This is a genomic window from Pseudomonas sivasensis (assembly GCF_052938085.1).
Map to the genome: position 1 here is coordinate 4,403,802 of NZ_CP176442.1, position 23,297 is coordinate 4,427,098.

General features: G+C 49.8%; 20 protein-coding genes. All 20 read right to left on the reverse strand.

The window, feature by feature from the left end; genetic code table 11:
• Window positions 1–58: 58 nt before the first annotated feature.
• Window positions 59–2,053, reverse strand: coding sequence for a polysaccharide biosynthesis protein (locus tag ACKZ62_RS20260; RefSeq protein WP_447095723.1), 1,995 nt, complete (start codon window positions 2,051–2,053; stop codon window positions 59–61).
• Between the two features lie 93 nt (window positions 2,054–2,146).
• Entirely contained in the window at window positions 2,147–3,172 is a 1,026-nt protein-coding gene (locus ACKZ62_RS20265; RefSeq protein WP_032888941.1) for an MraY family glycosyltransferase, read from the reverse strand.
• The gene (locus ACKZ62_RS20270) at window positions 3,169–4,134 is read right to left on the reverse strand and encodes a UDP-glucose 4-epimerase family protein (RefSeq protein WP_447095724.1); all 966 of its coding nucleotides are present in this window, start codon (window positions 4,132–4,134) and stop codon (window positions 3,169–3,171) included. Before ACKZ62_RS20270 ends, ACKZ62_RS20265 begins: the two co-directional genes overlap by 4 nt.
• Window positions 4,134–4,901 carry a glycosyltransferase family 2 protein gene (locus ACKZ62_RS20275; RefSeq protein WP_122755859.1) on the reverse strand — a complete coding sequence of 256 codons (768 nt, stop codon included), beginning with the start codon at window positions 4,899–4,901 and terminating at the stop codon, window positions 4,134–4,136. The genes ACKZ62_RS20270 and ACKZ62_RS20275 overlap by 1 nt, the downstream gene beginning before the upstream one ends.
• Window positions 4,902–4,905: 4 nt before the next feature.
• On the reverse strand, window positions 4,906–6,321 hold the full coding sequence (locus ACKZ62_RS20280) for a mannose-1-phosphate guanylyltransferase/mannose-6-phosphate isomerase (protein WP_095184201.1): 1,416 nt from the start codon (window positions 6,319–6,321) through the stop codon (window positions 4,906–4,908).
• A gap of 159 nt (window positions 6,322–6,480) precedes the next feature.
• Window positions 6,481–7,458 (reverse strand): GDP-L-fucose synthase, encoded by a 978-nt coding sequence (gene fcl, locus ACKZ62_RS20285; RefSeq protein ID WP_447095725.1) that lies wholly within the window; start codon window positions 7,456–7,458, stop codon window positions 6,481–6,483.
• A 1-nt stretch (window position 7,459) separates the two neighbouring features.
• Window positions 7,460–8,584 (reverse strand): GDP-mannose 4,6-dehydratase, encoded by a 1,125-nt coding sequence (gmd, locus tag ACKZ62_RS20290; protein WP_032888934.1) that lies wholly within the window; start codon window positions 8,582–8,584, stop codon window positions 7,460–7,462.
• Between the two features lie 30 nt (window positions 8,585–8,614).
• A complete protein-coding gene (locus ACKZ62_RS20295; RefSeq protein ID WP_095184200.1) occupies window positions 8,615–9,574 on the reverse strand; it encodes a GDP-mannose 4,6-dehydratase in 960 nt (319 codons plus the stop codon).
• Between the two features lie 4 nt (window positions 9,575–9,578).
• The gene (locus tag ACKZ62_RS20300; RefSeq protein ID WP_181639703.1) at window positions 9,579–10,682 is read right to left on the reverse strand and encodes a glycosyltransferase family 4 protein; all 1,104 of its coding nucleotides are present in this window, start codon (window positions 10,680–10,682) and stop codon (window positions 9,579–9,581) included.
• 114 nt (window positions 10,683–10,796) lie between these two features.
• Complete coding sequence (locus ACKZ62_RS20305) at window positions 10,797–12,296, reverse strand: oligosaccharide flippase family protein (RefSeq protein WP_447095726.1); 1,500 nt, start codon at window positions 12,294–12,296, stop codon at window positions 10,797–10,799.
• A gap of 428 nt (window positions 12,297–12,724) precedes the next feature.
• Window positions 12,725–13,696: an NAD-dependent epimerase/dehydratase family protein gene (locus ACKZ62_RS20310; protein ID WP_122752680.1), complete on the reverse strand. Its 972-nt coding sequence runs from the start codon at window positions 13,694–13,696 to the stop codon at window positions 12,725–12,727.
• A complete protein-coding gene (locus ACKZ62_RS20315) occupies window positions 13,689–14,744 on the reverse strand; it encodes a glycosyltransferase family 4 protein (RefSeq protein WP_447095727.1) in 1,056 nt (351 codons plus the stop codon). The genes ACKZ62_RS20310 and ACKZ62_RS20315 overlap by 8 nt, the downstream gene beginning before the upstream one ends.
• Window positions 14,741–15,550 carry a glycosyltransferase family 2 protein gene (locus ACKZ62_RS20320; protein ID WP_181639699.1) on the reverse strand — a complete coding sequence of 270 codons (810 nt, stop codon included), beginning with the start codon at window positions 15,548–15,550 and terminating at the stop codon, window positions 14,741–14,743. The genes ACKZ62_RS20315 and ACKZ62_RS20320 overlap by 4 nt, the downstream gene beginning before the upstream one ends.
• A 15-nt stretch (window positions 15,551–15,565) precedes the next feature.
• Window positions 15,566–16,621 carry an O-antigen ligase family protein gene (locus ACKZ62_RS20325; RefSeq protein ID WP_447095728.1) on the reverse strand — a complete coding sequence of 352 codons (1,056 nt, stop codon included), beginning with the start codon at window positions 16,619–16,621 and terminating at the stop codon, window positions 15,566–15,568.
• An 820-nt stretch (window positions 16,622–17,441) separates the two neighbouring features.
• Window positions 17,442–17,687, reverse strand: a complete 246-nt coding sequence (locus ACKZ62_RS20330; RefSeq protein WP_095184193.1) for a lipopolysaccharide assembly protein LapA domain-containing protein — start codon at window positions 17,685–17,687, stop codon at window positions 17,442–17,444.
• Between the two features lie 32 nt (window positions 17,688–17,719).
• Window positions 17,720–18,016 carry an integration host factor subunit beta gene (gene ihfB / locus ACKZ62_RS20335; protein WP_032888918.1) on the reverse strand — a complete coding sequence of 99 codons (297 nt, stop codon included), beginning with the start codon at window positions 18,014–18,016 and terminating at the stop codon, window positions 17,720–17,722.
• 132 nt (window positions 18,017–18,148) lie between these two features.
• Window positions 18,149–18,433 (reverse strand): hypothetical protein, encoded by a 285-nt coding sequence (locus ACKZ62_RS20340; RefSeq protein ID WP_032888916.1) that lies wholly within the window; start codon window positions 18,431–18,433, stop codon window positions 18,149–18,151.
• A 146-nt stretch (window positions 18,434–18,579) separates the two neighbouring features.
• Complete coding sequence (gene rpsA / locus ACKZ62_RS20345; RefSeq protein WP_027604177.1) at window positions 18,580–20,265, reverse strand: 30S ribosomal protein S1; 1,686 nt, start codon at window positions 20,263–20,265, stop codon at window positions 18,580–18,582.
• A 120-nt stretch (window positions 20,266–20,385) separates the two neighbouring features.
• Entirely contained in the window at window positions 20,386–21,075 is a 690-nt protein-coding gene (gene cmk, locus ACKZ62_RS20350) for a (d)CMP kinase (RefSeq protein WP_003172653.1), read from the reverse strand.
• On the reverse strand, window positions 21,072–23,282 hold the full coding sequence (locus tag ACKZ62_RS20355; protein WP_447096972.1) for a bifunctional prephenate dehydrogenase/3-phosphoshikimate 1-carboxyvinyltransferase: 2,211 nt from the start codon (window positions 23,280–23,282) through the stop codon (window positions 21,072–21,074). The genes cmk and ACKZ62_RS20355 overlap by 4 nt, the downstream gene beginning before the upstream one ends.
• Window positions 23,283–23,297 lie beyond the last annotated feature (15 nt).

The following is a 23,297-nucleotide window of genomic DNA, read 5'->3' on the forward strand; positions in this document are numbered from 1 at the left end:
TTCAAACGTAGGTGATGTTGGAAATTCGTCAAAAACGGTTGAGTAACAGAGTATTAAATCAAGGCTCGAGACGGCGTTGCTGGTAAATCCAATCGACAATCTCTCCGTCTGGGGAGTAGCCGCTGACGGTGTCGCGCAGGAGTTGACGGACGCGGGCGTAGTCGTCTTGATCCACGGCAGCCAATAAGTCCGAGAGCTTGCCTTTAAGCACTTCCCAAGACAGATGATCTTCGTTGGCGCTCATGATCATGGGGTGTTGAGTGGCGACCACGTTGTCGCCGATGAGTAACTCTTCGTAAAGCTTTTCGCCGGGGCGCAGGCCGGTGAACTCGATCGAGATGTCACCTTGAGGGTTCTCGTCAGAACGCACACTGAGCCCGGATAGATGCACCATCTTTTTTGCGAGCTCGACAATTTTCACCGGCTCGCCCATGTCCAACACGAATACATCCCCACCCTGCCCCATGGACCCAGCTTGAATGACCAGTTGGGCCGCCTCCGGGATCGTCATGAAATACCGCGTGATTTTCGGATGGGTAACCGTCAGGGGACCACCGGATTTGATCTGTTTGTGAAACAACGGAATGACTGAGCCCGAGGAGCCCAGCACGTTGCCGAAGCGAACCATAGTGAAGCGGGTTTTGTTGACGCGGGAGATATTCGCCTTATCGCCGAACAATACCGGGGCGAGTTCTCGACTCAGGGCTTGCAGCGTCAATTCCGCCAGCCGTTTGGTGCTCCCCATGATGTTAGTTGGACGTACGGCCTTGTCAGTCGAAATCAATACAAAGTTGGCCACACCAGACTGAAGTGCAGCTTGCGCCGTATTGAGTGTGCCAATGACATTGTTCAACACGCCTTCAGCGATATTGTGCTCTACCATCGGCACATGCTTGTAAGCAGCTGCATGATAGACAGTGTCTACATGCCAGGTTTTCATAACATCGAGCAACTTGCCTTGGTTACGTACTGAACCGAGTATCGGCAAAAGTTTTACCGGCAAAGATTCGCGAGCAATACGTTGTTCCAACTCAGACAAAATGGTGTACAGGTTAAATTCGCTATGGTCGAACAATAATAACGTCGTAGGTTTTAGGGATATAATCTGCCGGCAGAGTTCTGAACCAATTGACCCACCTGCCCCCGTAACCAGTACAACTTGACTTTTAATACAGTGTTCAAGCAGTTCGCCTTGGGCTGGGATTGCATCACGTCCTAGCAAGTCTGCAATATCGACCTCCTGGATATCGTCGACCTTGACGCGTCCGCTGGCCAGATCCATGAAGCCGGGAACACTGCGAACGTGCAGAGGGAAACCTTCAAGAAAGGACAGGATTTCACGCCGCCGACCACGATTGGACGAGGGGATGGCCAAGAGAATTTCCTGAACACCTGTCGCGTCGATCATTTGTTGAATATGCCGGGGTTTATAAACATGCAAACCCGAGATAACACGATCAGAAATCCCGGGATCGTCGTCGATAAACGCCACAGGACGCATTACACGCCCCATGCGCAATGCGGCGACCAATTGGTTACCGGCAGACCCAGCACCGTAGATAGCGACTTTGATCAAGCCGTCATCACGATTTGTAAACGGCACATGCTGGGTGGCGGTGAACCAATCCCCAAGGAAATATTGACGCATCCCCAGGCGCAGGCCGCCAATCATGATCAGGCTTAGCCACCAATAATTGAAAACAATCGAACGCGGGACGACGTTCTGATGGTTGCTATACCAGTAAACCACCAGCGCCAGGATCAACGATGACAGGCTGACTGCTTTGATGATCGCGATCAGCGCATCATTACCGAAATAACGCATAACCGCCCGGTACATACCGAATCGCACAAACAAGGGAATGGCAACGATAGGTGCAGCAATGAACAGCCATAAATGCTGTCTGACCGGATTGATCATCTCGTCGATGCCCAGGCGCACGACAAAAGCCATCCACAACGCGGCCCACACCACCACGATGTCAGTCAGCACCTGTAGAACGCGCTTATAACGCCTTGGTAGGCCAAGTAGCAGCGTGCGCAGCCGATCCATCCTTACTCTCCAAAGTTACATCTGCCTGAAAAAAAAGGCAGGGGTGGCCTCACTATCAGACTACCTTAATTCGCATCTGCGCCTTAATGACAATCAGGGCGTATTGGCTGGCTCTAAAGAACCCGCATTAAACTTTATTGCCAACCAGACCAACGGTACATAACCAACAACCAAGCCTAGAACCCCATCTAAATCAAGCAACACTACAGCCAGGGCCACCGGAAGGAGCCAGAAAATATTAATACACGCAACAGCCAGCGTGACCGGCCGGTGCCTGCCGATCTGCCGGGAAGCAAACTGATAGGCGTGACTGCGATGCGCTTCGTAAACCTTGTCCCCACGCAACAGCCGACGTATCAACGTAAAGGTAGCATCGACAATAAACACACCCAGCATTATCAGCCATGCCCAGAACAACTGAGGCGATATAAGACACGCCTGTAAAGAAAACGCCCCCAGTATGATGCCGATAAAACCACTCCCTGCATCGCCCATGAAGATTCGCGCAGGAGGGAAGTTCCAATACAAAAAACCTACTACCGCCATGCTGAACACCAGCGGCGTCCAGACCAGTTGTGCATGCCCCGCCACGCCATAAACGACACACATTCCCAGGCAAGCACACAACGCCTCGATGCTTGCAATACCATCGATACCGTCCATGAAGTTGTAGAGATTTAGTAACCACACCAAATAAAGCACAGCCAGGAAGTTGCCTAGCCAACCCAGGTCAATCAAATGCCCGAAGATCTTTAGCGGCGCCAGGCCTTGAAGGAAAAACAATACCCATACCGCTGCAAGGAAATGGCCAAGCAAGCGCCAGCGCGCTGCGATATGCCCGTGGTCATCCATGAACCCCAGAACGGCAACGCCCAGGCCAGCCCCCAACATGCCCCACGCCCATGACCAGGGAATAAGGTCCGCAAAAGCGAGCACAGGCACAGCAGCGAGAAAGCTGATCACAATCGCGACGCCACCGCCTCTGGGCGTGGGTACTGAATGTGAGCTACGGGCGTTCGGAGTATCGATCAAGCTTGCTGACAATGCATAACGGCGCAGCTGCCACGTCAACAGAAGGGAAATGCCCGCCAGGACAGGGAGCAACCAGAGAAAATTCATCGTTTATTCGAATCCAGATAATGTCGAGCTGCACCATTCAGAGCTTGATCAACGCTGACACGAGGTGCCCACCCCAACAGCGAGCGGGTCTTGCGAATATCGACCTGCAGCGTTCCGCACAGGCGCTGAGAGAGCCCCGACATGCGGAATAGCTTAGCGACGAACGTCAAAAAGCGCGAAGGAATGGGAATCAAGCGGGCGGGTGCGTGTAATGCATGTGCCAACCTGCGCAATAGTTCAGTCGTAGAAAGGTCTTCACCGTCACTGACGAGAAAGACTTGATTGCTGGCAGCAGGGTGATCCAGGCAAGTAACAATCAGATCCGATACGTTTTCAAGCGCGACAAGGCTGCGTTTGTTATGTATGGCGCCCAAAGGCAACGGGATTCCCTTGGACAGAAAACGCATCATGTTCAAAAAGTTTGCTTTTACTCCGGGGCCATAGATAAGCACTGGCCGGATGATGACGACATCCATCTCGACGGCCTCAGCGAGTTGTAGAAGCCCCTTTTCGGCTTCCCATTTAGACAGGCCATACGCGTCAGCCGGGTTCGGCTCATCATCGGCGCAGAACGGTGTGCCAGCCGGCGACACTTCACCGTTGACCTTGATCGAACTGATAAAGACAAAACGGCGAACGCCGGCGGCGGCGGCCTCCCTTGCCAGGTGCAAGGTAGCTTTAACATTGATGTCACGAAAAGCTTGTAGCGGATCAGCAGAATCGTCGGTCGTTATGTGCACACGAGCAGCGCAGTGGACAACAACATCCACACCCGCCAATGCCTGCCCCCACGCGGTCGTCGAATCAATATCGCCCATGACATGGGCCGAAACGTCGCTATCTAACCTTGTCGCGGCGGTACGCACGGAGGCAGACAGGCGATACTTCTTATCTGATTGCAAACGGCGGATCAGATCTTTACCCAAAAAACCGGTAGCTCCGGTAATAAAGATATGGTCCATCAGTTTTTTGTCCCCGAGCGCTTTAGGTATTCCAGCAATTTGAATGGAATTTTACTCAGCACCATAAGCAAGTTGGTGTATATCCCATTACGCTTGCACGCCAGAACAATTTCCCGATTTAGTTTCAGACTACTTTTTATACCGGAGGTACTGACGCCGCCCGAGCGCATGCGAATCAGGACCTTATCAATATGCGAAAATCTGAGTTTTTTAATCAGGAGCAGGCGAACAAACATCTCGTAATCTGCGGAGATGGCGTACAACATGGAATAAGCACCAACGTCGGCGTAAGCCTCTTTGCGTACAAATGTACCTGGATGGGGAGGCATCCACCCAAACCGCAGCTTCCACGAGCGAAAATGTGAAGCGCTATAGACACGCGTGACCCGCTGCAAGTCCTCAGGATTTACAAAAACAACATCACCAAAGACGAGCGCACTTTCTGGATTCAGACGAAACGCGGCTGCAACGCTCTCTAACGATGTAGGACTTTCATAGAAATCGTCGGAGTTGAGAATGCCGATAACATCACCCGTGGCCAACGCGATACCTTTGTTCATAGCGTCGTATATGCCGCGATCCGGCTCACTCACGATGGTTGCGATAGACGCAGCATATTCACCAACAATACCCATCGTATTGTCCTTTGAACCACCATCTATAACTATATATTCGACATTCAAATACGTCTGAGCCAATACGGACTCAATAGTATCCCTGATCGTTTTTTCGCTGTTGTAGGAGACCGTGATAATCGAAATTTTCAACACATCAACCCTTTACACGGCCGTAAACATCTTCAAACCGGACAATATCATCCTCTCCCAAGTAAGATCCCGACTGAACCTCAATCAGTTCTAGCGGAATGATTCCAGGGTTCTCCAGTGCATGAATCTGTCCAATAGGGATAAATGTAGATTGGTTCTCGGTAACCAAATACGTCTTATCACCATTAGTCACGCGAGCAGTACCGCTGACAACCACCCAGTGCTCCGCGCGGTGATGGTGCATCTGCACTGAGAGCTTCTCGCCTGGTTTTACGGTAATTCTTTTAACCTGATAGCGCTCCCCACTATCAATAGAGTCGTAAAAACCCCAAGGGCGATAGACCTCGCGATGGTCGGTATGCTCGTGGCGTTTGCCCGCCTTGAGTTGATCAACGATCTTCTTAACTTCCTGAACTTGATCTTTGTGTGCGACGAGGACTGCGTCCTTGGTCTCCACGATAATCAGGTCGTTTACACCAACAGTGGTGACCAAACGATGTGTGGCATGAACGTAGCTGCCGGAGGTTTTCTCAGACAACACGTCACCTTTGAACAGATTACCGTCTGCATTTTTCTCGCCTGCCTCCCAAAGAGCAGACCAGGACCCGATATCACTCCAGCCGGCATCTAAAGGAACCATGACGGCGTCTGAAGTCTTCTCCATCACTGCGTAGTCAATGGAGACATCAGGGCTGGTCGCGAAAATGGCACTGTCGACCCGAGTAAAATGCATATCTTGTTGCCCACCCGCCAAGGCTTCCCGACATACCGATACAATTTCCGGTTGAAATTTTTCCAACTCCTGAATATAGCGACTGGCTCGAAACATGAACATGCCGCTATTCCAGAAGTAATCGCCCTGAGCGAGGTAGGACTGAGCGGTAACCAAGTCAGGTTTTTCAACGAAACGACTGACCTTGAACCCTCCCGATCCAACAGGCGCACCCAGCTGAAGATAGCCATACCCCGTCTCAGGGCACGTAGGCGTAATGGCGAAGGTGACCAACTTGCCAGACTCCGCCAGCGCAAGCGCCGTAGCGATGCTTCTCTGGAACGCCTCGACATCTTGAATCAAGTGATCAGCCGCCAAGACGAGCATGATTGGATCATCCTGCTCAGCGAGTGCCTGCAGGGCTGCCAGTGTAATAGCTGGGGCAGTGTTGCGGCCTACCGGTTCAAGGATGATGTTCGCGTCGTCCAGACCCAACTGCCGAAGTTGTTCGGCAGCCAGAAAGCGATGATGTTCGTTGCAAATCAATCGCGGCGCCCCATGCTCAAGCCCATCAAGGCGCTTGATAGTGGCCTGGAGCATCGTCATATCGGCATCCACCAAGGGGAGAAACTGCTTGGGGTTCAACTGACGGGAGAGTGGCCATAGCCGGGTACCTGAGCCACCCGCCATGATTACTGGAAGAAACATTCAAACATCCTTAAGGCCGAGATCGACGCCGCAACATAAGCGCGCTCACTAATAGCCACTAAAAGTGGACCAGGTCAACGCCTGAAACCTGAACTTTACGGTGCCGGCGCCATTTGAAAAAAATGCGCAAGCCGACGAGCCACCCCCAAGCAACAAAGGCTAGCGCGAGCGAGCGTGCAAGGCGTTCTCGGAGAACCAGGCGTATGCGTCGCGAAGCCCCTCTTCGAGGCTGATGCTCGCACGCCACCCCAATCGCTCAAGACGCGAAACATCCATCAGCTTCCTTGGCGGCCCGTCTGGCTTTGTGCTGTCAAAGCTTAGGCGCCCCTTGAACCCGGTAACCTTCGCGATGGTTTGAGCCAGTTCGCGAATGGTGCAGTCTTCGCCCGTACCTACGTTGATATGAGAAAGCATCGGTTGGGTATAGGCGCCATACTGGTTCTGATCCAACTCCATGACGTGGACCGACGCACTGGCCATATCATCCACATGCAGGAATTCACGCATCGGCGAACCACTACCCCATATAACAACCTCTTCAACGCCTTCTTCGACTGCATCGTAAAAGCGACGCAAGAGTGCGGGTATTACATGGGAGTTCTGCGGGTGAAAGTTGTCATTAGGACCGTACAAGTTAGTAGGCATAGCACTGCGATAATCGCGTCCATATTGGCGATTATAACTCTCACATAGTTTGATCCCGGCAATCTTCGCAATGGCATAAGGCTCATTGGTAGGCTCAAGCGTTCCCGTCAAGAGCGCCTCTTCAGGCATCGGTTGCTTGACGTTAATGGGATAAATACACGACGAACCGAGGAATAGCATTTTTTGCACGTCGTGCTGATGCGCAGCATGGATGACGTTTGCCTGCATCATAAGGTTTTCGTAGATAAACTCAGCCGGGTAGGTGTTGTTCGCATGAATGCCCCCCACCTTGGCAGCGGCCATATAGACTTGCTCTATCTTGGTCTCAGCAAAAAAATTCATTACCGCAAGCTGGTCCAACAGATTCAATTGAGCCCTGTCGCGGGTCACAATATTGGTGTAACCCAACGCTCGCAGGCGTCGAACAATGGCCGAACCTACCATCCCCTTGTGGCCAGCAACAAAAACACATTCGCTCAATTGACGTGACATATTAATTCTCCAACGACACCGGCAAATCGTAACCATGATTCTTCAGCAGCGCGTGACGCTGGGCGACTTTCAAGTCTTCGCGAACCATTTCAGCACACATCTCCTGGGCGGTAATTTCTGGCACCCAACCCAGCTTTGTTTTCGCTTTGGTAGGGTCGCCAAGCAGCGTTTCAACTTCAGCAGGGCGGAAATAGCGCGGGTCGACACTAACCAGTACATCTCCGACTTTCAGCGCAGGTGCCTTGTCGCCAACAATAGATTCCACGATGCCCCGCTCATCTACGCCAGTGCCCTCAAAACGCAAGGTCAGTCCCAGTTCAGCGGCAGACCAGCGAATGAACTCACGCACCGAGTACTGAACGCCGGTTGCGATAACAAAATCTTCAGGAACATCTTGCTGCAGCATCATCCATTGCATACGAACATAGTCTTTCGCGTGACCCCAATCGCGAAGCGCATCCATGTTGCCCATGTAGAGACACTGCTCAAGCCCCTGAGCAATATTTGCCAAACCACGAGTGATTTTACGGGTCACGAAAGTCTCACCACGTCGTGGTGACTCGTGATTGAAAAGAATCCCGTTACATGCGTGCATGCCATAGGCTTCGCGGTAATTAACCACGATCCAGTAGGCATAAAGTTTGGCAACGGCGTACGGCGACCGTGGATAAAAAGGGGTGGTTTCCTTTTGTGGGGTCTCTTGTACCAAGCCATAGAGTTCAGAGGTGGAGGCTTGGTAGAAACGGGTTTTTTTCTCAAGCCCAAGCAAACGAATGGCCTCAAGAATTCGCAGCGTACCCATCGCATCTACATCAGCAGTGTATTCCGGCGACTCAAAGCTCACAGCCACATGTGACTGTGCTCCCAGATTGTAAACCTCGTCGGGCTGAACTTCCTGAATAATACGGGTCAGGTTCGACGAGTCAGTAAGGTCCCCGTAATGCAAGATAAAACGCTGATTATCAACATGCGGATCCTGATAGATATGATCAACACGCTGCGTATTGAAGGACGATGCGCGTCGTTTGATGCCGTGAACTTCATAGCCTTTTTCCAGCAAAAGTTCAGCCAAGTACGAGCCATCTTGGCCAGTGATCCCAGTAATTAACGCTTTTTTCAGGGTCATATCTACGTCCTAAAATTCTTAGATTTACTATTAAATCGCATTTAACATGCTGGTAATGACGTCAGGCATCGTCGACTGGGCTTTCCACCCCAAGACCTGCTCGGCCTTAGCGGGGCAAGCTCGACTGACCAATAGATCAGTAGGCCTGAAAAATTCAGTGGATTGATCGACATAAGCCTTCCAATCGAGGCCCAACTGTGTAAACGCCTCAGCAACAAAGGTTTCAAGCGTATGGGTTTGACCCGTGGCTATCACAAAATCGCTCGGCTCATCACACTGCAGCATCCTCCACATCGCATCGACATACTCTGAGGCGGCCCCCCAATCTCGAGCGATATCCAGGCGTCCAAGAGTTAATCGTTCATCAGAGCCAGCAGCAATTCGTTTCGCTGTCGTTACAATTTTTTGTGTTACAAATCTAGAGGGGCGCAATGGAGATTCGTGATTAAACAAGATCCCTGTACAGGCGAAGAGATTATAAGCTTCACGATAGTTATCGACCAACCAGAACGCCGAAGACTTAGCCACTGCATAAGGGCTACGAGGGTGGAACGCCATCCCCTCAGCGGCGGGCTCACCGTTGGTATCCCCAAAACACTCACTTGATCCTGCTTGATAAAAGCGAATCGGACGCTCTGTCATCCGGCAGGCCTCAAGCATATTGAGCGTACCCAAGGTAATACTCTGGATCGTTTCGGCGGGCTGCTCAAAGGACAAACCAACCGACGACTGCCCCGCCAGATAATAGACTTCATCAGGCTGACTGCGCTTAAGAGCCATGAAAACGCTTCGAAAGTCTTCAGGCACCATCGACAGCAGTTTCACCCGAGGAAAGATATCCAGTCGCTTGAGGTTGACGAATGAAGATCCCTGCGCATCCCGAGAAGTACCCCAGACGGTATAGCCCTTGCTAAGCAACAGCCTCGCGAGATAAGCACCATCCTGGCCGCTCACACCGCAAATCAGGGCGGTTTTTTCTGAGTATTCCAAAGTATTACCTTTGTAATGAATTATAGATCGATAGTGTTTCCTGGCCACACCGCTGCCATGAGAAATGGTTTAAGCGCTCAAGACCGAGCCCCACCAACCTCGCAACTTCGCTGTCAGAGTAAACCACTCTCTCTATCGCCACAGCCATTTCGTCATCATTACCGGGGTCAAAAAAAGCCCCCGCATTGCCGATGATCTCAGGCATGGAACTGGTGCTGCTGCTGACAACAGGACAAGAGTGCGCCATTGCCTCTAAAGGTGGAAGACCGAAGCCCTCATAAATAGAAGGATAAACAAAGGCCTTTGCACCCTCATAGAGCTGCCCCAGCAACGCATCATCACCGCCGATCTGCCGCACCTGACCCGCACTAAAACCAAGACTTTGCATCAACGCCTGTTCGTCTTGAGAAAACTCTCCGCCGCCAAAAGCGACAATATCAAAATCGGACTTTAATCGCTTGGAGCGTGCTACGGCACGGAGCAATCCGGCGAAATTTTTGTAAGCGTAGCGTGCGCCCACATACAGCAAATAGGGCCTGGGCAAATCGCAATATTTTTTATCTGAAACTTTTTTAAATTGCTCAAAGCCTAAATGAACGACTGACAACTTACTCTCGGGGACTGCAAACAACCGCATAAGGTCCTGACGTGTGCTTTCCGAAATGCAAATAACGTGATCAGCACGCTCGACAGCCTGCTGCTTGAGCGCGGTCGTTTTATCTTGAGATGAAAAGCTTTCGGGATACAATTCATGGATCATATCGTAAACCGTTAGTACGACCGGGCACTTCTCCGAGATAAAACTTGGGCGGCGACTGTAATAGGTCTCATGCACTATCTGAGGCTGCCAACGACTCATTTCCGACCGCCCTTTAAGGCGGTTGTAAGCGAGTATCAGCCGAGCCGTATGAGGCGGGTATTTTTCCATCCAGCGGCCACGAACAATTCCCTCGGGTAACTCCTTCAGATAGGCATTGCGATGAAGAGGTGAGAAAATACCCACATCATTACCCGCGCCAACCATCTGCTCGGCGATACGAGCAAAATAACGAGAGATCCCCCCATAATTTTGCAATGAGAATATTTGGTGATCGAACGCAACTCGCATATATCTGTTCCCGAAAGAAAACAAAGCCCAATCTGTTTAAAATCGAGCTTGCATTGCATTAAATTTCGAACGACTACTTATCAAAGTAAGCCTATCATTTATGTAAAACCTATATCACACCGCATTTCGCCAAGTTATCTTTCGAATATCAAGACTAAAAACAAACAAACGAAGTGCCACTGCAATATAAGTTATCCCTAGCGACAACAACATCACAACGGGATTATCGATAGCGAGTAGATCAAAAACGCCTTTAAAAAAATAGAGTAGCGAAACCGAAATAACCAACGGAATAAAAATGGCGTCTATGTACCAGGTCTTCGCAGGTTTAATATTTAACTTCTTAAAGACAATCGGAGGACAGAAGGTAAAAAAACCGATATTCAATAATAGCCAAGGCCAAGCACTGCCCGCCAAGCCATAAGAGGCAGCCAAATAATACGTTAATGGAACCACAAGAACGGCAGCTATAAAGTTTTGCCAGACGCTGAAACGCGTCCATCCGTGAGCTAATTGCAATGCATAAGGCATATTCATGAATGAATGAATCATGGTGCCGAGAACCAGTATCATCAAGGGCCCACTCGCCGCAGCGGCGATATGTTGATCCTGCGTCCATAACGAAAGCACCTGATGACTGTAAAATGCAATCCATACAGAAAACGGTATTACCAACATCGACAGTATTTGACTCGCCCTAATATAATAGCCAAATGCCTCTACGGCACTACCAGAAGCAACAGATGCCACTATCTTCGGGTAATAAGCATTGAAAACTGGAGATATAAGCCTGAAAGCGATCGTACCCAGCGTCCAAGCTAGCATGTAATAACCAAAATCTGTTAATGACAACGTCTTTGACAAAACTATCTTATCCGCTTGCATAAGTAGAAACGCAAGTGCATTCGTCGCCCCTACTCCCACTGCAAAACCTCGAAGGCGGCGAAGCGTATCAAGAGAGAAAGAAACAGAATCCGTCCAGCCTGCCAACTCGTGAATGAGTTGAATACGCAAAATAAAAACAGTCAAAAGATTTATTACGCACTGCCAAATAAAAAACCATTCAACCGTTGGAGAAACCAGCCACAAGACCAACACCGTTCCACCCGAACGGAAAGTCGCAAAGATGGAAGTTGCAATATTTAATTCAACCTGCTTTTGAAGACCTGTAAGAGCACCATAGTAAAATGCTATAGGAAACTGAAGAACAAGCGCCCCACCCATTACTCTTAACGATTGAGTCACAGAATCCAGCTTATCAGGACTTATATCCAACCAATAATTGGAAATCAGCGGCGCTAACAATATCACCACCGCACCAGCAGTGAGTGCAATACCCCAAAAAACCCACTCAACACTTCTCAACAATAGAATAACTTTTTTCTTTTCCAGCGACGAAGCCGACTCATAAACAGAGGCCTCTTTAGTTGCCACAGCACCAAATCCGCCATCAAGCATCGACATAGCAGAAGATAGAATTACGAAAAAGCCTATTAACCCGTAACCCTCAATACCAATAAACTTAAGATACAAGGGTACGAAACAGATACCCATAAGAGCAGCCCAACCCTGCCCCAAAAAATTTGCCGCTACATTTTTAAGAACGCTATTCATGCGGCATAACCCTTTAACACATAAATCTTACTTCAAAAAAACTCATCCTAGAAACCATTCGATTATATTTACTGATAAATAATGGCTCTAGAAATACAATTATATAGTCAACGCTGGCTCTGAAAGCCTCTACCCATGAACGCTTACAAGAAGCTACTAGGTCCGACAGCGGGATTCAAGACCGCCACGAACAAATCTTCAGCAACACCAATAACTTTAGCATGATCTTGACACACTGAAAAGTCTTGAGAAATTACAGAATTTGAAATTCAAGGGCTCTCCGGCGCAAGCACAGTAAAGTTTCGTTATTCGACGATCAAACCAGCCCATACTCAGGCGCTGGATAAAGACGCTATAAACATTCAGAAAACCAAAAACATGAACGAATCTTAGAACGTAACCCAACGCAATATCGGCCAGCTAAGTTATTAATTGGCCGAGGAATTCTTTAGCCATGACAGCGTCTTTTTAATACCTTCCTGCTTATCCACAACAGGATAAGAATTTGACTTCTCGGCTGGAGAACAATCGACGACATTATCAGTTGTCATATTCTTCAGACGAAAACTAGTAAACGGAAATCTCAATCCTACTGAGTTACAAACATCACCAATCAACGCCAAGAAATAGAAAAAAAACATCGGTGCTTTAACTGGACGTCTAACGCCCGCAAGCGATGCGATACTCAAACTCCATTCATCAACATTCAAAGGCTTCGCATCACCTATGTAATAATATTCGACCGCATTATTTGGCTGCTGAGAAATTGAAATCATCTGATTCACACAGTTTTCAACATATCCATACGTCTTTGTACTCGATTTTTTGCCAATTCTAATATATCGACCAGCAAGTACTATATCAAAGAAGTTACGGTACGGTTCTCCGAACCAAGGCCCCCAAATAGATGTAGGCCTTACAATAGAACATCTAGGCATGCGATCAATCCATCTCTTAACAATGCACTCCCCCTGGACCTTACTCTCCCCATAAACTGTAGTTGGGGAAACATCCTCTATTGACGATGGTATGTGACCTGCTTTACAAACCAACATACTGGAGGCGAAAACTGCATGCTTAACGTAGTCCACCGAAGACAGTACCGAGCACAAGTTCTCGACACCTACAATGTTTTCGGGATAATCGTCCAAACTTTTGCCCCGGAGATCTGTACGTGCTGCGAGGTGAAAGACATAATCCGGCTTAAACGAATCAAAAGCCTCTCTGACACTATCCACATCACAAATATCGCAGGAGAGATGAACATCAAGATTATTTAAATTTCTAGGCTGAGCCACATCCAAGCTTAGAACCTTATATCCTAATATCTTTAACCGACACACCAGGTTAGTCCCTATAAAACCGGACCCACCTGTAACCAGAACTTTGACATTAGTCACGCGTTAGCTCCTCATAAACTTCAAGATAGTTCGATGCCATTGTAAAAGAACTATATTTTTCACAAGCAACACTCAGAACAACCGAGCCTTTTGACTCTTCGGCCAAACTTTGCACAACCGCAGCATTAAGACCGACAATATCATCTAGTTTAAAAAAAGAAACCGCATCTTCATCAAAAAGCTCGCGAAAGATTGGAATATCAGAGCACACTATTTTCTTTGAGTGGAGAGCCGCTTCAATCAGAGCAAGCCCAAAGCCTTCAGAACGAGAAGGCATCGCAAATATATCAAAAAAAACATTGCACTGATGTGCATAGGGAATTGAAGAAATAAAAACACAGCGACTATCGACGCCTAGAGAAACACTAAGATCCTGTAAGATATTTTTCTCTGGACCGTCACCAATAACCACAAGCCCCAGCCTGGTATTAAGAGCCAACAATCTCACTAACTGATCGACACCTTTTGTTGCGGTGAGCACACAGTACGTACCTAACAAAAAATCAACCTTGCTTTTCAGATTATTTATCTCAGCGGCACACCAATCTTCGATCAATTCATAATTAACAACGATATCTCTACCATTGTAGACCCGAGATAGTTTTTTGTTATATGAAAACCTAGAGTAGTACTGCATAGAATGATCACTTAACACGACAAGGCGGTCATGCCTCGTCCAGCAAACATTCCAAACGAAACTAAACACAACGGAAACAAATTTATTGTAATGAAAATAAAGCTCCTTCTCTACGTAATTATGCAGCGTACTCACGTAGCGAACACTCGAAAAGAATGATTTATTTTTAAATACAAATGCATCAGCCCTCAAGAGATGGGAATGAACTATGTCATAACCCGAAAAATCAAATTTTTTATAAAAACTCACTCGCTCGAATCTTACGCCTTCCAAAAAACCTATATCGACACGCTCATCAAAATAAAGAACGGTGACATCGTGCCCACGACGAAGCATCTGCTCGCACAATTGCAAGGCTACTAGAATAGGGGCCTTATTGACGATTGCAGGAACCACATAGCAGATTTTCATTTCTTCACAATCCCACCATAAATGGACAGCAGTTTCATTACTCCACGATCACCCAAAACACAGCTCATCAAAAAAATAACCAACCGTTTTATGAAAATTCCGTCAACTAGATACAACGGAGTTAATGCCAACTCTTTTCGAAGCCTAAAATTTTCACGAATGATCGACATCATCAAGCTTGGCTTATTACTGAGCCCTCCCACTCGGTGGGACACGATAGAGAAAGGATAGAACCCTGCATCGCTACCGACGAGAGCGCGTAAAATAAAATGATAGTCACCTATTACCTTATAATTCTCATTAAACCCGCCGATTTTCTCAAACAAGGATACATGATGAAAACAACCAGGATGACGAATGGTCATCCTCTTGGATAAATCATTTTTTGCCTCACTCCAAGGAACTCCAACCTCATCAATCAAGCCGCCAGATTGATCGACGAGTATATTTCTACCGTAAACCAACCTCAAACCCTGCCGATCCGCGGCGTCAAGATATTCAAGCACGGAGGATAACGCGGACGGAGAGCTGAAATAGTCATCACTGCCCATAAACACTATCCATTCAGCATTCACCTGCTTCAATGCTTTATTCCAGGCGCTATATACTCCAGAGTCTTTTTCACTGGAGAATCGGACGAAGTCATATTCACTTAAAATCGCCAGCGTATCGTCAGTGCTACCGCCATCCTGAACATACAAATCTACATCTTCAAAATCTTGCGCTTGAATGCTATCTAAACATTCGCGCAGCGTACGCCCACTATTATAAGTAGCAATAACAATCCCGATTTTAGCCTTAGCCATTACTACTCGCCCCAATTAATGTGTGCCGATTGCGCCGGAAGCCTTAACTCGCAACGCAACAGCTTGACAGTACACCCGATCATAAAAACCAGTTATTATCATAAAAAAGACAAAATGGTATTTATAAAAATACATAACATTACCAAACGAGCCAACTACGACAAATGCTATTAAAAAAGCCCTCGCCACCGAATCTTTGTTTCTCAGATAGCTGTAAAGAATCAACGCCAGAAAAAAAATAACGCCTAGGACCCCAGTCTCTAGCGCGGCACTTAATAAAAAATTATGCGCAGGATAATTTATCCCAGAGGAAGCGAATATTACTTGGCGCTCTGTACCAATCCCATATCCATGTGGATTACTAATAAATGCTTGCAATGCCGTGCTATACAGGGCTTCTCGTGTCGAATCAAATTTAGCAAGATTTAAGCCATAGCCCGCTATTAAGCCACCAACTGCCAAACACACAAAAAACAAATACGACATCTTTAATTTCGAAAAACAAAAAAAGACGAGAGCTATTAAAATGGCAAGCAGGTCTCCCTTGGACAAAAGCATTATCGAAGGCAACAGCATAAAAGCAGAGAGTAAAACATATACTTTATTTCTAGTCACCTGTAATTTTAACAAGTTAAGATAGATCGACAACAGCAAAATCGTACCGACGGTATTTATATGCACACTTAAAAAAGTGGTTTTTCCATTAAAAAAGTCTTTGTAGTACTGCTGATTATCCAACAGCAGATCAAAAGAATAGTCAAGTATAAAAATGAGATAGAAGACTATACATAAAGCGAAGACTGGCCCCCAACTGGCAATACCGTCAAGCATCTTCACTCTTTCGCCGTCAGACATCATTGACACAACAACAATGATTAATACGATCTGAAGCAGGCGAAAATAAACCTGATAATTAATTACAAGACCGCTATCCAATATAGCCAGAGCACCATAAGCTAAGTATAGAAATATAAGACCACAATATACCAGCGGTCTAAACGCTATGCCTCGAGTACAAAATAAAATAACAAAAATGCATACAAGCAAAATCTCATCAAACTTATAGTTCACACTACCAACGCTTAAAATCTTCAACGGGAAGACAATTAAGACACCGAGTATATAACATAAGTATTTCACACAGACCTGCCGTGGATCGGTAAGTACGTAAATGTATGAATTTCGCTCATCGTTGAGTGAGTCAATAGCACTCCAGTATAGTACTCAGCTATTACTTTCATAATCCATTCGCAGACAGCAGTGGCCCACCTACTCATAAAATCTGAATTGACTAGCCTTGTTCCTATCATATAGTTCTCAACTTACTGACTCTGGCAGGCTTTTCATGATATTGAGCACACCAGGTCATAGCACTGGGTCTTGAAGATTCGATGCTGAGCGCTCGTCATTGCCATGCCCTGCCACTCAGCCCCACTCACTGACGCAACAGCGAGAGAACAGGCGCCCGTGAGTGACCTCAAGGAGCAGGGCTTCAATTTTGACAACCAGCCAGTTCAGCCAGCAGCAGTGATTCATTCGTTACCAGAGAAATGCCAACCCGATAAAATTGAAAACTGTGCAGATCAATAACTGGACTCAGCTCCGATTACTCTGAGAAGGCCAATTATTATAGTGCAAAACCTTTTATTCAACACAGAGCAACTACATTCGCAAAAGTTCTGAACTTACTGTAAGAATTATCTGAGCAGCTATAGCGAAAATTACGGCAGTGCACCGTACGCAAATCGGAACAGGGAGAGGCTAGAGCGCGTAAAATTTGAGGATGACGGGCCCATTCAAACCAATTAACAACCAGCTACTTCCAGATGGCTTAAGCTCAGGATCAGCTAAGATGCCAGCCACATACCGAAGGACACTCCGCGTCCCCCCCTCATAAGTGCTTGGCCGTACCAAGGTCACGCGGCGCAGCGCTTCGCTTAAACAGGCCTAAGAATGGACCGATTAACATGCCGATAATCAACGCAAATACAACAAACACGGCTACTGGGGCCTCACCGGTAGACCAACCAAAGAATGAGAGCACAACAGCCTGCTGATTTTCCAAAACAAACCCAACGACTGCAAAGGTAATGACCATTAAGACCACACCTAAAAGAATCCGTAATATTCTAGCCATAGCGTTCGCCTCCATAACAATAGATAGCCGAGTCAGACGCCGTCTTCCTCGTCTTCATTCACCCTATCCCTCAACTCCTTGCCCGGCTTGAAGTGAGGCACGAATTTCCCATCAAGGCTGACTGACTGGCCCGTCTTTGGATTACGACCTACACGAGGCGCACGATAGTGCAGCGAAAAGCTCCCGAACCCACGAATCTCAATACGATCCCCAGTGGCCAGGCACTGAGACATTTGCTCAAGCATGGTCTTGATAGCCAACTCAACATCTTTGGATGAGAGCAGCCCTTGGTGGGTGACAATTCGTTCGATCAACTCCGACTTCGTCATATTTTTCCCTTCTTTTTCAAGCAGCTAGGAAAAGCGCTTCGAAGGTTTTAGCATGACTTGATGAATTTGAACAGCCCATGTTTCAACTTATCTCCTGGCTGAATAAACATAAGTATCGAACAAGTAACGCGTCTAATTGCAGATCACAAGCATCGTGCGGGTGACAGCTCCAGCCGGGTTCAAGCCGAAAAAATAGTCGCCCTCTTCGTCCTTGGCGTCGCTTGACCGGGTGATGACCTTGTAGCCCTGCATCTTGCATTCGCGAGCGGCGCGCTGTTCGCACTTATCCCAATGATTACCAAGGCCAGAGCAATCGACCTCGATGCCGCTGACACCGCGCCTAGCGTGAGTTTTAGCGCTAGTGACAGAGCAGCCGACAAGCATTACCAATGCGAGCATCACGACAAGCTTGTTCATTGAGATCCTTATTCCGGGCGTGCTTTTTTCAAGGCTATAGTGACTCTGACACTGAGCCGCGCGCCTTGGTTCTCGTTTGTTAAATCAACAAATTCCAGGCACAAAAAAGGGCGACCGAAGTCGCCCTTTTTATAGCGTTACAGAACTTAGTTCTGCTTAGCCATTGCTTCGCGCAGCAGGGAGGCCATAGTGGTCTCGCCGGTTGCAGCTTCCGGAGCCGATTTCAGGCTCTGGATTGCTTCTTTCTCTTCCACTTCATCTTTCGACTTGATGGAGAGTTGGATCACGCGGCTCTTGCGATCAACGCTGATGATCTTGGCTTCTACTTCCTGACCTTCTTTCAGAACGTTGCGCGCGTCTTCAACGCGGTCACGGCTGATTTCGGAGGCTTTCAGAGTCGCTTCGATATCGTCGGCCAGAACGATGATGGCGCCTTTGGCGTCAACTTCTTTCACAGTGCCTTTAACGATTGCGCCTTTGTCGTTCTCTTGAACGTACTCGGAGAACGGATCGCTTTCCAGTTGCTTGATACCCAGGGAGATACGCTCACGCTCTGGGTCAACCGACAGGATAACGGTGTCCAGCTCGTCGCCCTTCTTGAAACGACGAACAGCTTCTTCGCCAACTTCGTTCCAGGAGATGTCGGACAGGTGAACCAGGCCGTCGATGCCGCCGTCCAGACCAATGAAGATACCGAAATCGGTGATCGACTTGATGGTGCCGGAGATTTTATCGCCCTTGTTGAACTGGCCAGAGAAATCTTCCCATGGGTTAGATTTGCACTGCTTGATGCCCAGGGAGATACGACGACGCTCTTCGTCGATGTCCAGAACCATAACTTCCACTTCGTCGCCGACTTGTACGACTTTCGAAGGATGGATGTTCTTGTTGGTCCAGTCCATTTCGGAAACGTGTACCAGGCCTTCCACGCCTTCTTCCAGCTCAGCGAAGCAGCCGTAGTCGGTCAGGTTGGTAACACGCGCGGTAACGCGAGTGCTTTCTGGGTAGCGAGCTTTGATAGCAACCCATGGATCTTCGCCCAGCTGCTTCAAGCCCAGGGAAACGCGGTTACGCTCACGATCGTACTTCAGAACCTTTACATCGATCTCGTCGCCAACGTTGACGATTTCGGAAGGATGCTTGATACGCTTCCAAGCCATATCGGTAATGTGCAGCAGGCCATCGACGCCACCCAGATCGACGAATGCGCCGTAATCGGTGAGGTTTTTGACGATACCTTTGACTTGTTGGCCTTCCTGCAGGGATTCCAGCAGAGCTTCACGCTCGGCGGAGTTCTCTGCTTCCAGAACGCTGCGACGGGAAACGACAACGTTGTTGCGTTTCTGGTCGAGTTTGATGACCTTGAATTCGAGTTCTTTGCCTTCCAGGTGCGTGGTGTCGCGCACAGGACGAACGTCGACCAAAGAACCTGGCAGGAACGCACGGATGCCGTTAACGTCGACAGTGAAGCCGCCTTTAACCTTACCGTTGATAACGCCCTTGACCACTTCTTCAGCTGCGAAGGCTGCTTCGAGAACAATCCAGCATTCAGCGCGCTTGGCTTTTTCACGGGACAGCTTGGTTTCACCGAAACCGTCTTCAACCGAGTCCAGAGCAACGTGAACTTCGTCACCGACATTGATTGTCAGATCGCCAGCATCGTTGTAGAACTGTTCCAGCGGGATCAGAGCTTCAGACTTCAGACCAGCGTGAACGGTTACCCAGCGAGCTTGGTAATCGATATCAACGATAACACCGGTGATGATGGAGCCTGCCTGAAGGTTCAGGGTTTTTAGGCTTTCTTCAAAGAGTTCCGCAAAGCTTTCGCTCATTTTAATTCCTGTTGATAAGGGCGAAGAATACGCCCATCTCCACACCCCAGACGGCGTGGGTCAGTTTCAGTTAAAAGAAGCCACCGCAGGACTATGACTGGTCCCCTGCGGCCTTCTTGATCACCCGGCGATATCGCGAATGGCGATTTCACTCAAGATGCGTTCCAGCACCTGCTCGATGGACAACTCCGTGGAATCCAACTGTATGGCATCAGCCGCCGGCTTTAGCGGGGCTACTGCACGCTGGGTATCACGCTCATCGCGTGCACGGATCTCATCTAGCAGACTCGACAGACTAACACCATCGACTTTGCCCTTCAACTGCAAGTAGCGGCGGCGAGCTCGTTCCTCGGCGCTGGCCGTCAGGAAAATCTTCAGCGGTGCCTCGGGAAACACTACAGTACCCATGTCGCGACCATCGGCCACAAGGCCCGGCGGCTCCTGAAAAGCCCGCTGACGCTGCAGCAGCGCGTCACGCACAGCTGGGAGCGCGGCAACCTGGGATGCCCAGGAACCGACTTGCTCGTTGCGCAAATCATCCGTCACATCATCCCCTTCCAGGATGATGCGCTGGGGATGACCTTCCGTCGCCCCGACGAACTGCACATCTAGGTGCGCCGCCAGCAGCTTCAGGGACTCTTCATTGGTCAGGTCTACGCCATGGTTGCGTGCGGCAAACGCCAGCAACCGGTACAGCGCGCCGGAATCCAGCAGACACCAACCCAGGCGCTTGGCCAGGATGCCGGCGATGGTGCCTTTGCCCGAGCCGCTTGGCCCGTCGATGGTAATCACCGGTGCTTTGATATTCACAATTGAGCCTCTTGGGCAACACGGATGCCGACTTGGGCACACAGTGTAAGAAAATTCGGAAAGGACGTAGCAACATTGGCGCAGTCGCGGATACGGATCGGCGCAGTCGCCCTCAGGGACGCTACGCTGAACGCCATGGCAATCCGGTGATCGCCATGGGCATGGACTTCACCACCGCCCATCAGGCCACCGTCAATGATAATCCCATCAGGGGTAGCTTCACACTTCACGCCCAGCGCGAGCAGACCGTCGGCCATCACCTGGATACGGTCGGACTCCTTCACGCGCAACTCCTGAGCCCCACGCAAAACGGTCCGACCTTCAGCGCAGGCCGCCGCAATAAACAACACCGGAAACTCATCGATGGCCAACGGCACGAGCGCTTCCGGGATCTCGATACCCTTCAGAACCGCAGCACGCACACGCAGGTCTGCGACAGGTTCTCCACCGACTTCGCGCTGGTGCTCCAGGCTGATATCTGCCCCCATCAGCCGCAGGATATCAATCACCCCGGTACGGGTAGGGTTGATGCCGACATGTTCCAGCAATAACTCGGAACCCTCGGCAATCGACGCAGCCACCATAAAAAACGCCGCCGAGGAAATATCCCCCGGCACCTCAATACGGGTAGCAGTCAGCGTATGACCCGACTCAACCGCTGCGGTAGCACCCTGCACCCTCACGGGATAGCCAAAACCGCGCAACATGCGCTCGGTATGATCGCGAGTAGGTGCTGGCTCGGTCACTGCGGTCTTGCCTTTGGCGTATAGCCCGGCCAGCAACAAACAGGATTTGACCTGGGCGCTGGCCATCGGCAACACATAGTCCAAACCTTTGAGCGACTGCCCACCACGAATGGTCAGCGGTGGACGTCCTTGCGGCCCGGTTTCGATCACTGCGCCCATCTCCCGCAGCGGCTTGGCCACGCGGCTCATTGGGCGCTTGGACAACGACGCATCGCCAGTCAACACGCTGTCAAAGCTTTGCGCTGCCAGCAAGCCGGACAACAGCCGCATGGACGTGCCCGAGTTCCCCAGGTAAATCGGCCCCGGCGCCGGCTTCAAGCCATTCAAGCCCACGCCATGAATGGTCACGCGCCCATGGTGCGGACCTTCAATGACCACTCCCATGTCACGAAACGCCTGCAAGGTCGCCAGAGCATCTTCGCCCTCAAGGAAGCCTTCGACCTCGGTCACGCCGTCGGCCAATGAGCCCAACATGATTGACCGATGAGAAATCGACTTATCGCCCGGCACACGGATGCGCCCGCTCAAGCGGCCACCCGGGTTGGCGACAAAGGTCAACTCGTCGGCGTTCACAGCGGTTTCCACATAGGCCCGGCGCGCCAGGATCTTGCTGAAATGCTCACGCGCCACCCGCGCACGGGTGAACACGCCCAACAATTGATGACCATCACCCGCATCCACTGCATCGCGCAGGGCGTCGAGATCACTGCGGAAAGTGTCCAGAGTACGCAACACCGCTTCGCGATTGGCGAGAAAGATGTCGTGCCACATCACCGGGTCGCTGCCGGCAATTCGCGTGAAATCGCGGAAACCACCGGCTGCGTAGCGGAAAATATCCAAGTTCTCATTGCGCTTGGCCAAAGAGTCCACCAGACCAAATGCCAGCAAATGCGGTAAATGACTGGTTGCCGCTAGCACTTCGTCATGGCGCTCGACTTGCATATGCTCGACGTCCGCCCCCAACTCACGCCAGAGACGATCCACCACCGCCAACGCAGCGGGATCGGTTTGCTCCGACGGCGTCAGGATCACTTTATGCCGACGGAACAACTGCGCATTGGACGCCTCCACCCCGCTCTGCTCGGAACCAGCAATCGGGTGGCCCGGTACGAAGCGCGCGGGCATCCCGCCAAATGCCAGTTGCGCCGCGCGCACCACATTGCCTTTGGCACTGCCGACATCCGTGAGAATCGCCTGCCCCAAGTCCATACCCGCCAACAACGCCAGCAACTTCTCCATGGCCAGGATCGGTACCGCTAGCTGGATCACATCCGCGCCATGACACGCGAGCGCCAAGTCCGCTTCACAGCGGTCCACCACGCCCAGCTCAACCGCTAGCTTGCGCGATTGAGGGTCCAGGTCGACGCCGACCACTTCACCGCATAGCCCACTTTCACGCAGGCCTTTGGCGAAGGAGCCGCCGATCAACCCCAGGCCGACCACCACCAGGCGACCGATCATAGGCACAGCAGGTTG

Excerpts from the sequence above, each read along its gene's own strand:
- ihfB (WP_032888918.1), bottom strand. The coding sequence starts at position 18,016 with ATGACGAAGTCGGAGTTGATCGAACGAATTGTCACCCACCAAGGGCTG.
- ACKZ62_RS20305 (WP_447095726.1), bottom strand. The coding sequence starts at position 12,296 with ATGAATAGCGTTCTTAAAAATGTAGCGGCAAATTTTTTGGGGCAGGGT.
- ACKZ62_RS20330 (WP_095184193.1), bottom strand. The coding sequence starts at position 17,687 with ATGGCTAGAATATTACGGATTCTTTTAGGTGTGGTCTTAATGGTCATT.
- ACKZ62_RS20270 (WP_447095724.1), bottom strand. The coding sequence starts at position 4,134 with ATGGACCATATCTTTATTACCGGAGCTACCGGTTTTTTGGGTAAAGAT.
- gmd (WP_032888934.1), bottom strand. The coding sequence starts at position 8,584 with ATGACCCTGAAAAAAGCGTTAATTACTGGGATCACTGGCCAAGATGGC.
- ACKZ62_RS20355 (WP_447096972.1), bottom strand. The coding sequence starts at position 23,282 with ATGATCGGTCGCCTGGTGGTGGTCGGCCTGGGGTTGATCGGCGGCTCC.
- fcl (WP_447095725.1), bottom strand. The coding sequence starts at position 7,458 with ATGTCACGTCAATTGAGCGAATGTGTTTTTGTTGCTGGCCACAAGGGG.
- ACKZ62_RS20280 (WP_095184201.1), bottom strand. The coding sequence starts at position 6,321 with ATGTTTCTTCCAGTAATCATGGCGGGTGGCTCAGGTACCCGGCTATGG.
- rpsA (WP_027604177.1), bottom strand. The coding sequence starts at position 20,265 with ATGAGCGAAAGCTTTGCGGAACTCTTTGAAGAAAGCCTAAAAACCCTG.
- ACKZ62_RS20340 (WP_032888916.1), bottom strand. The coding sequence starts at position 18,433 with ATGAACAAGCTTGTCGTGATGCTCGCATTGGTAATGCTTGTCGGCTGC.
- ACKZ62_RS20315 (WP_447095727.1), bottom strand. The coding sequence starts at position 14,744 with ATGAAAATCTGCTATGTGGTTCCTGCAATCGTCAATAAGGCCCCTATT.
- ACKZ62_RS20265 (WP_032888941.1), bottom strand. The coding sequence starts at position 3,172 with ATGAATTTTCTCTGGTTGCTCCCTGTCCTGGCGGGCATTTCCCTTCTG.
- ACKZ62_RS20300 (WP_181639703.1), bottom strand. The coding sequence starts at position 10,682 with ATGCGAGTTGCGTTCGATCACCAAATATTCTCATTGCAAAATTATGGG.
- ACKZ62_RS20320 (WP_181639699.1), bottom strand. The coding sequence starts at position 15,550 with ATGGCTAAGGCTAAAATCGGGATTGTTATTGCTACTTATAATAGTGGG.
- ACKZ62_RS20260 (WP_447095723.1), bottom strand. The coding sequence starts at position 2,053 with ATGGATCGGCTGCGCACGCTGCTACTTGGCCTACCAAGGCGTTATAAG.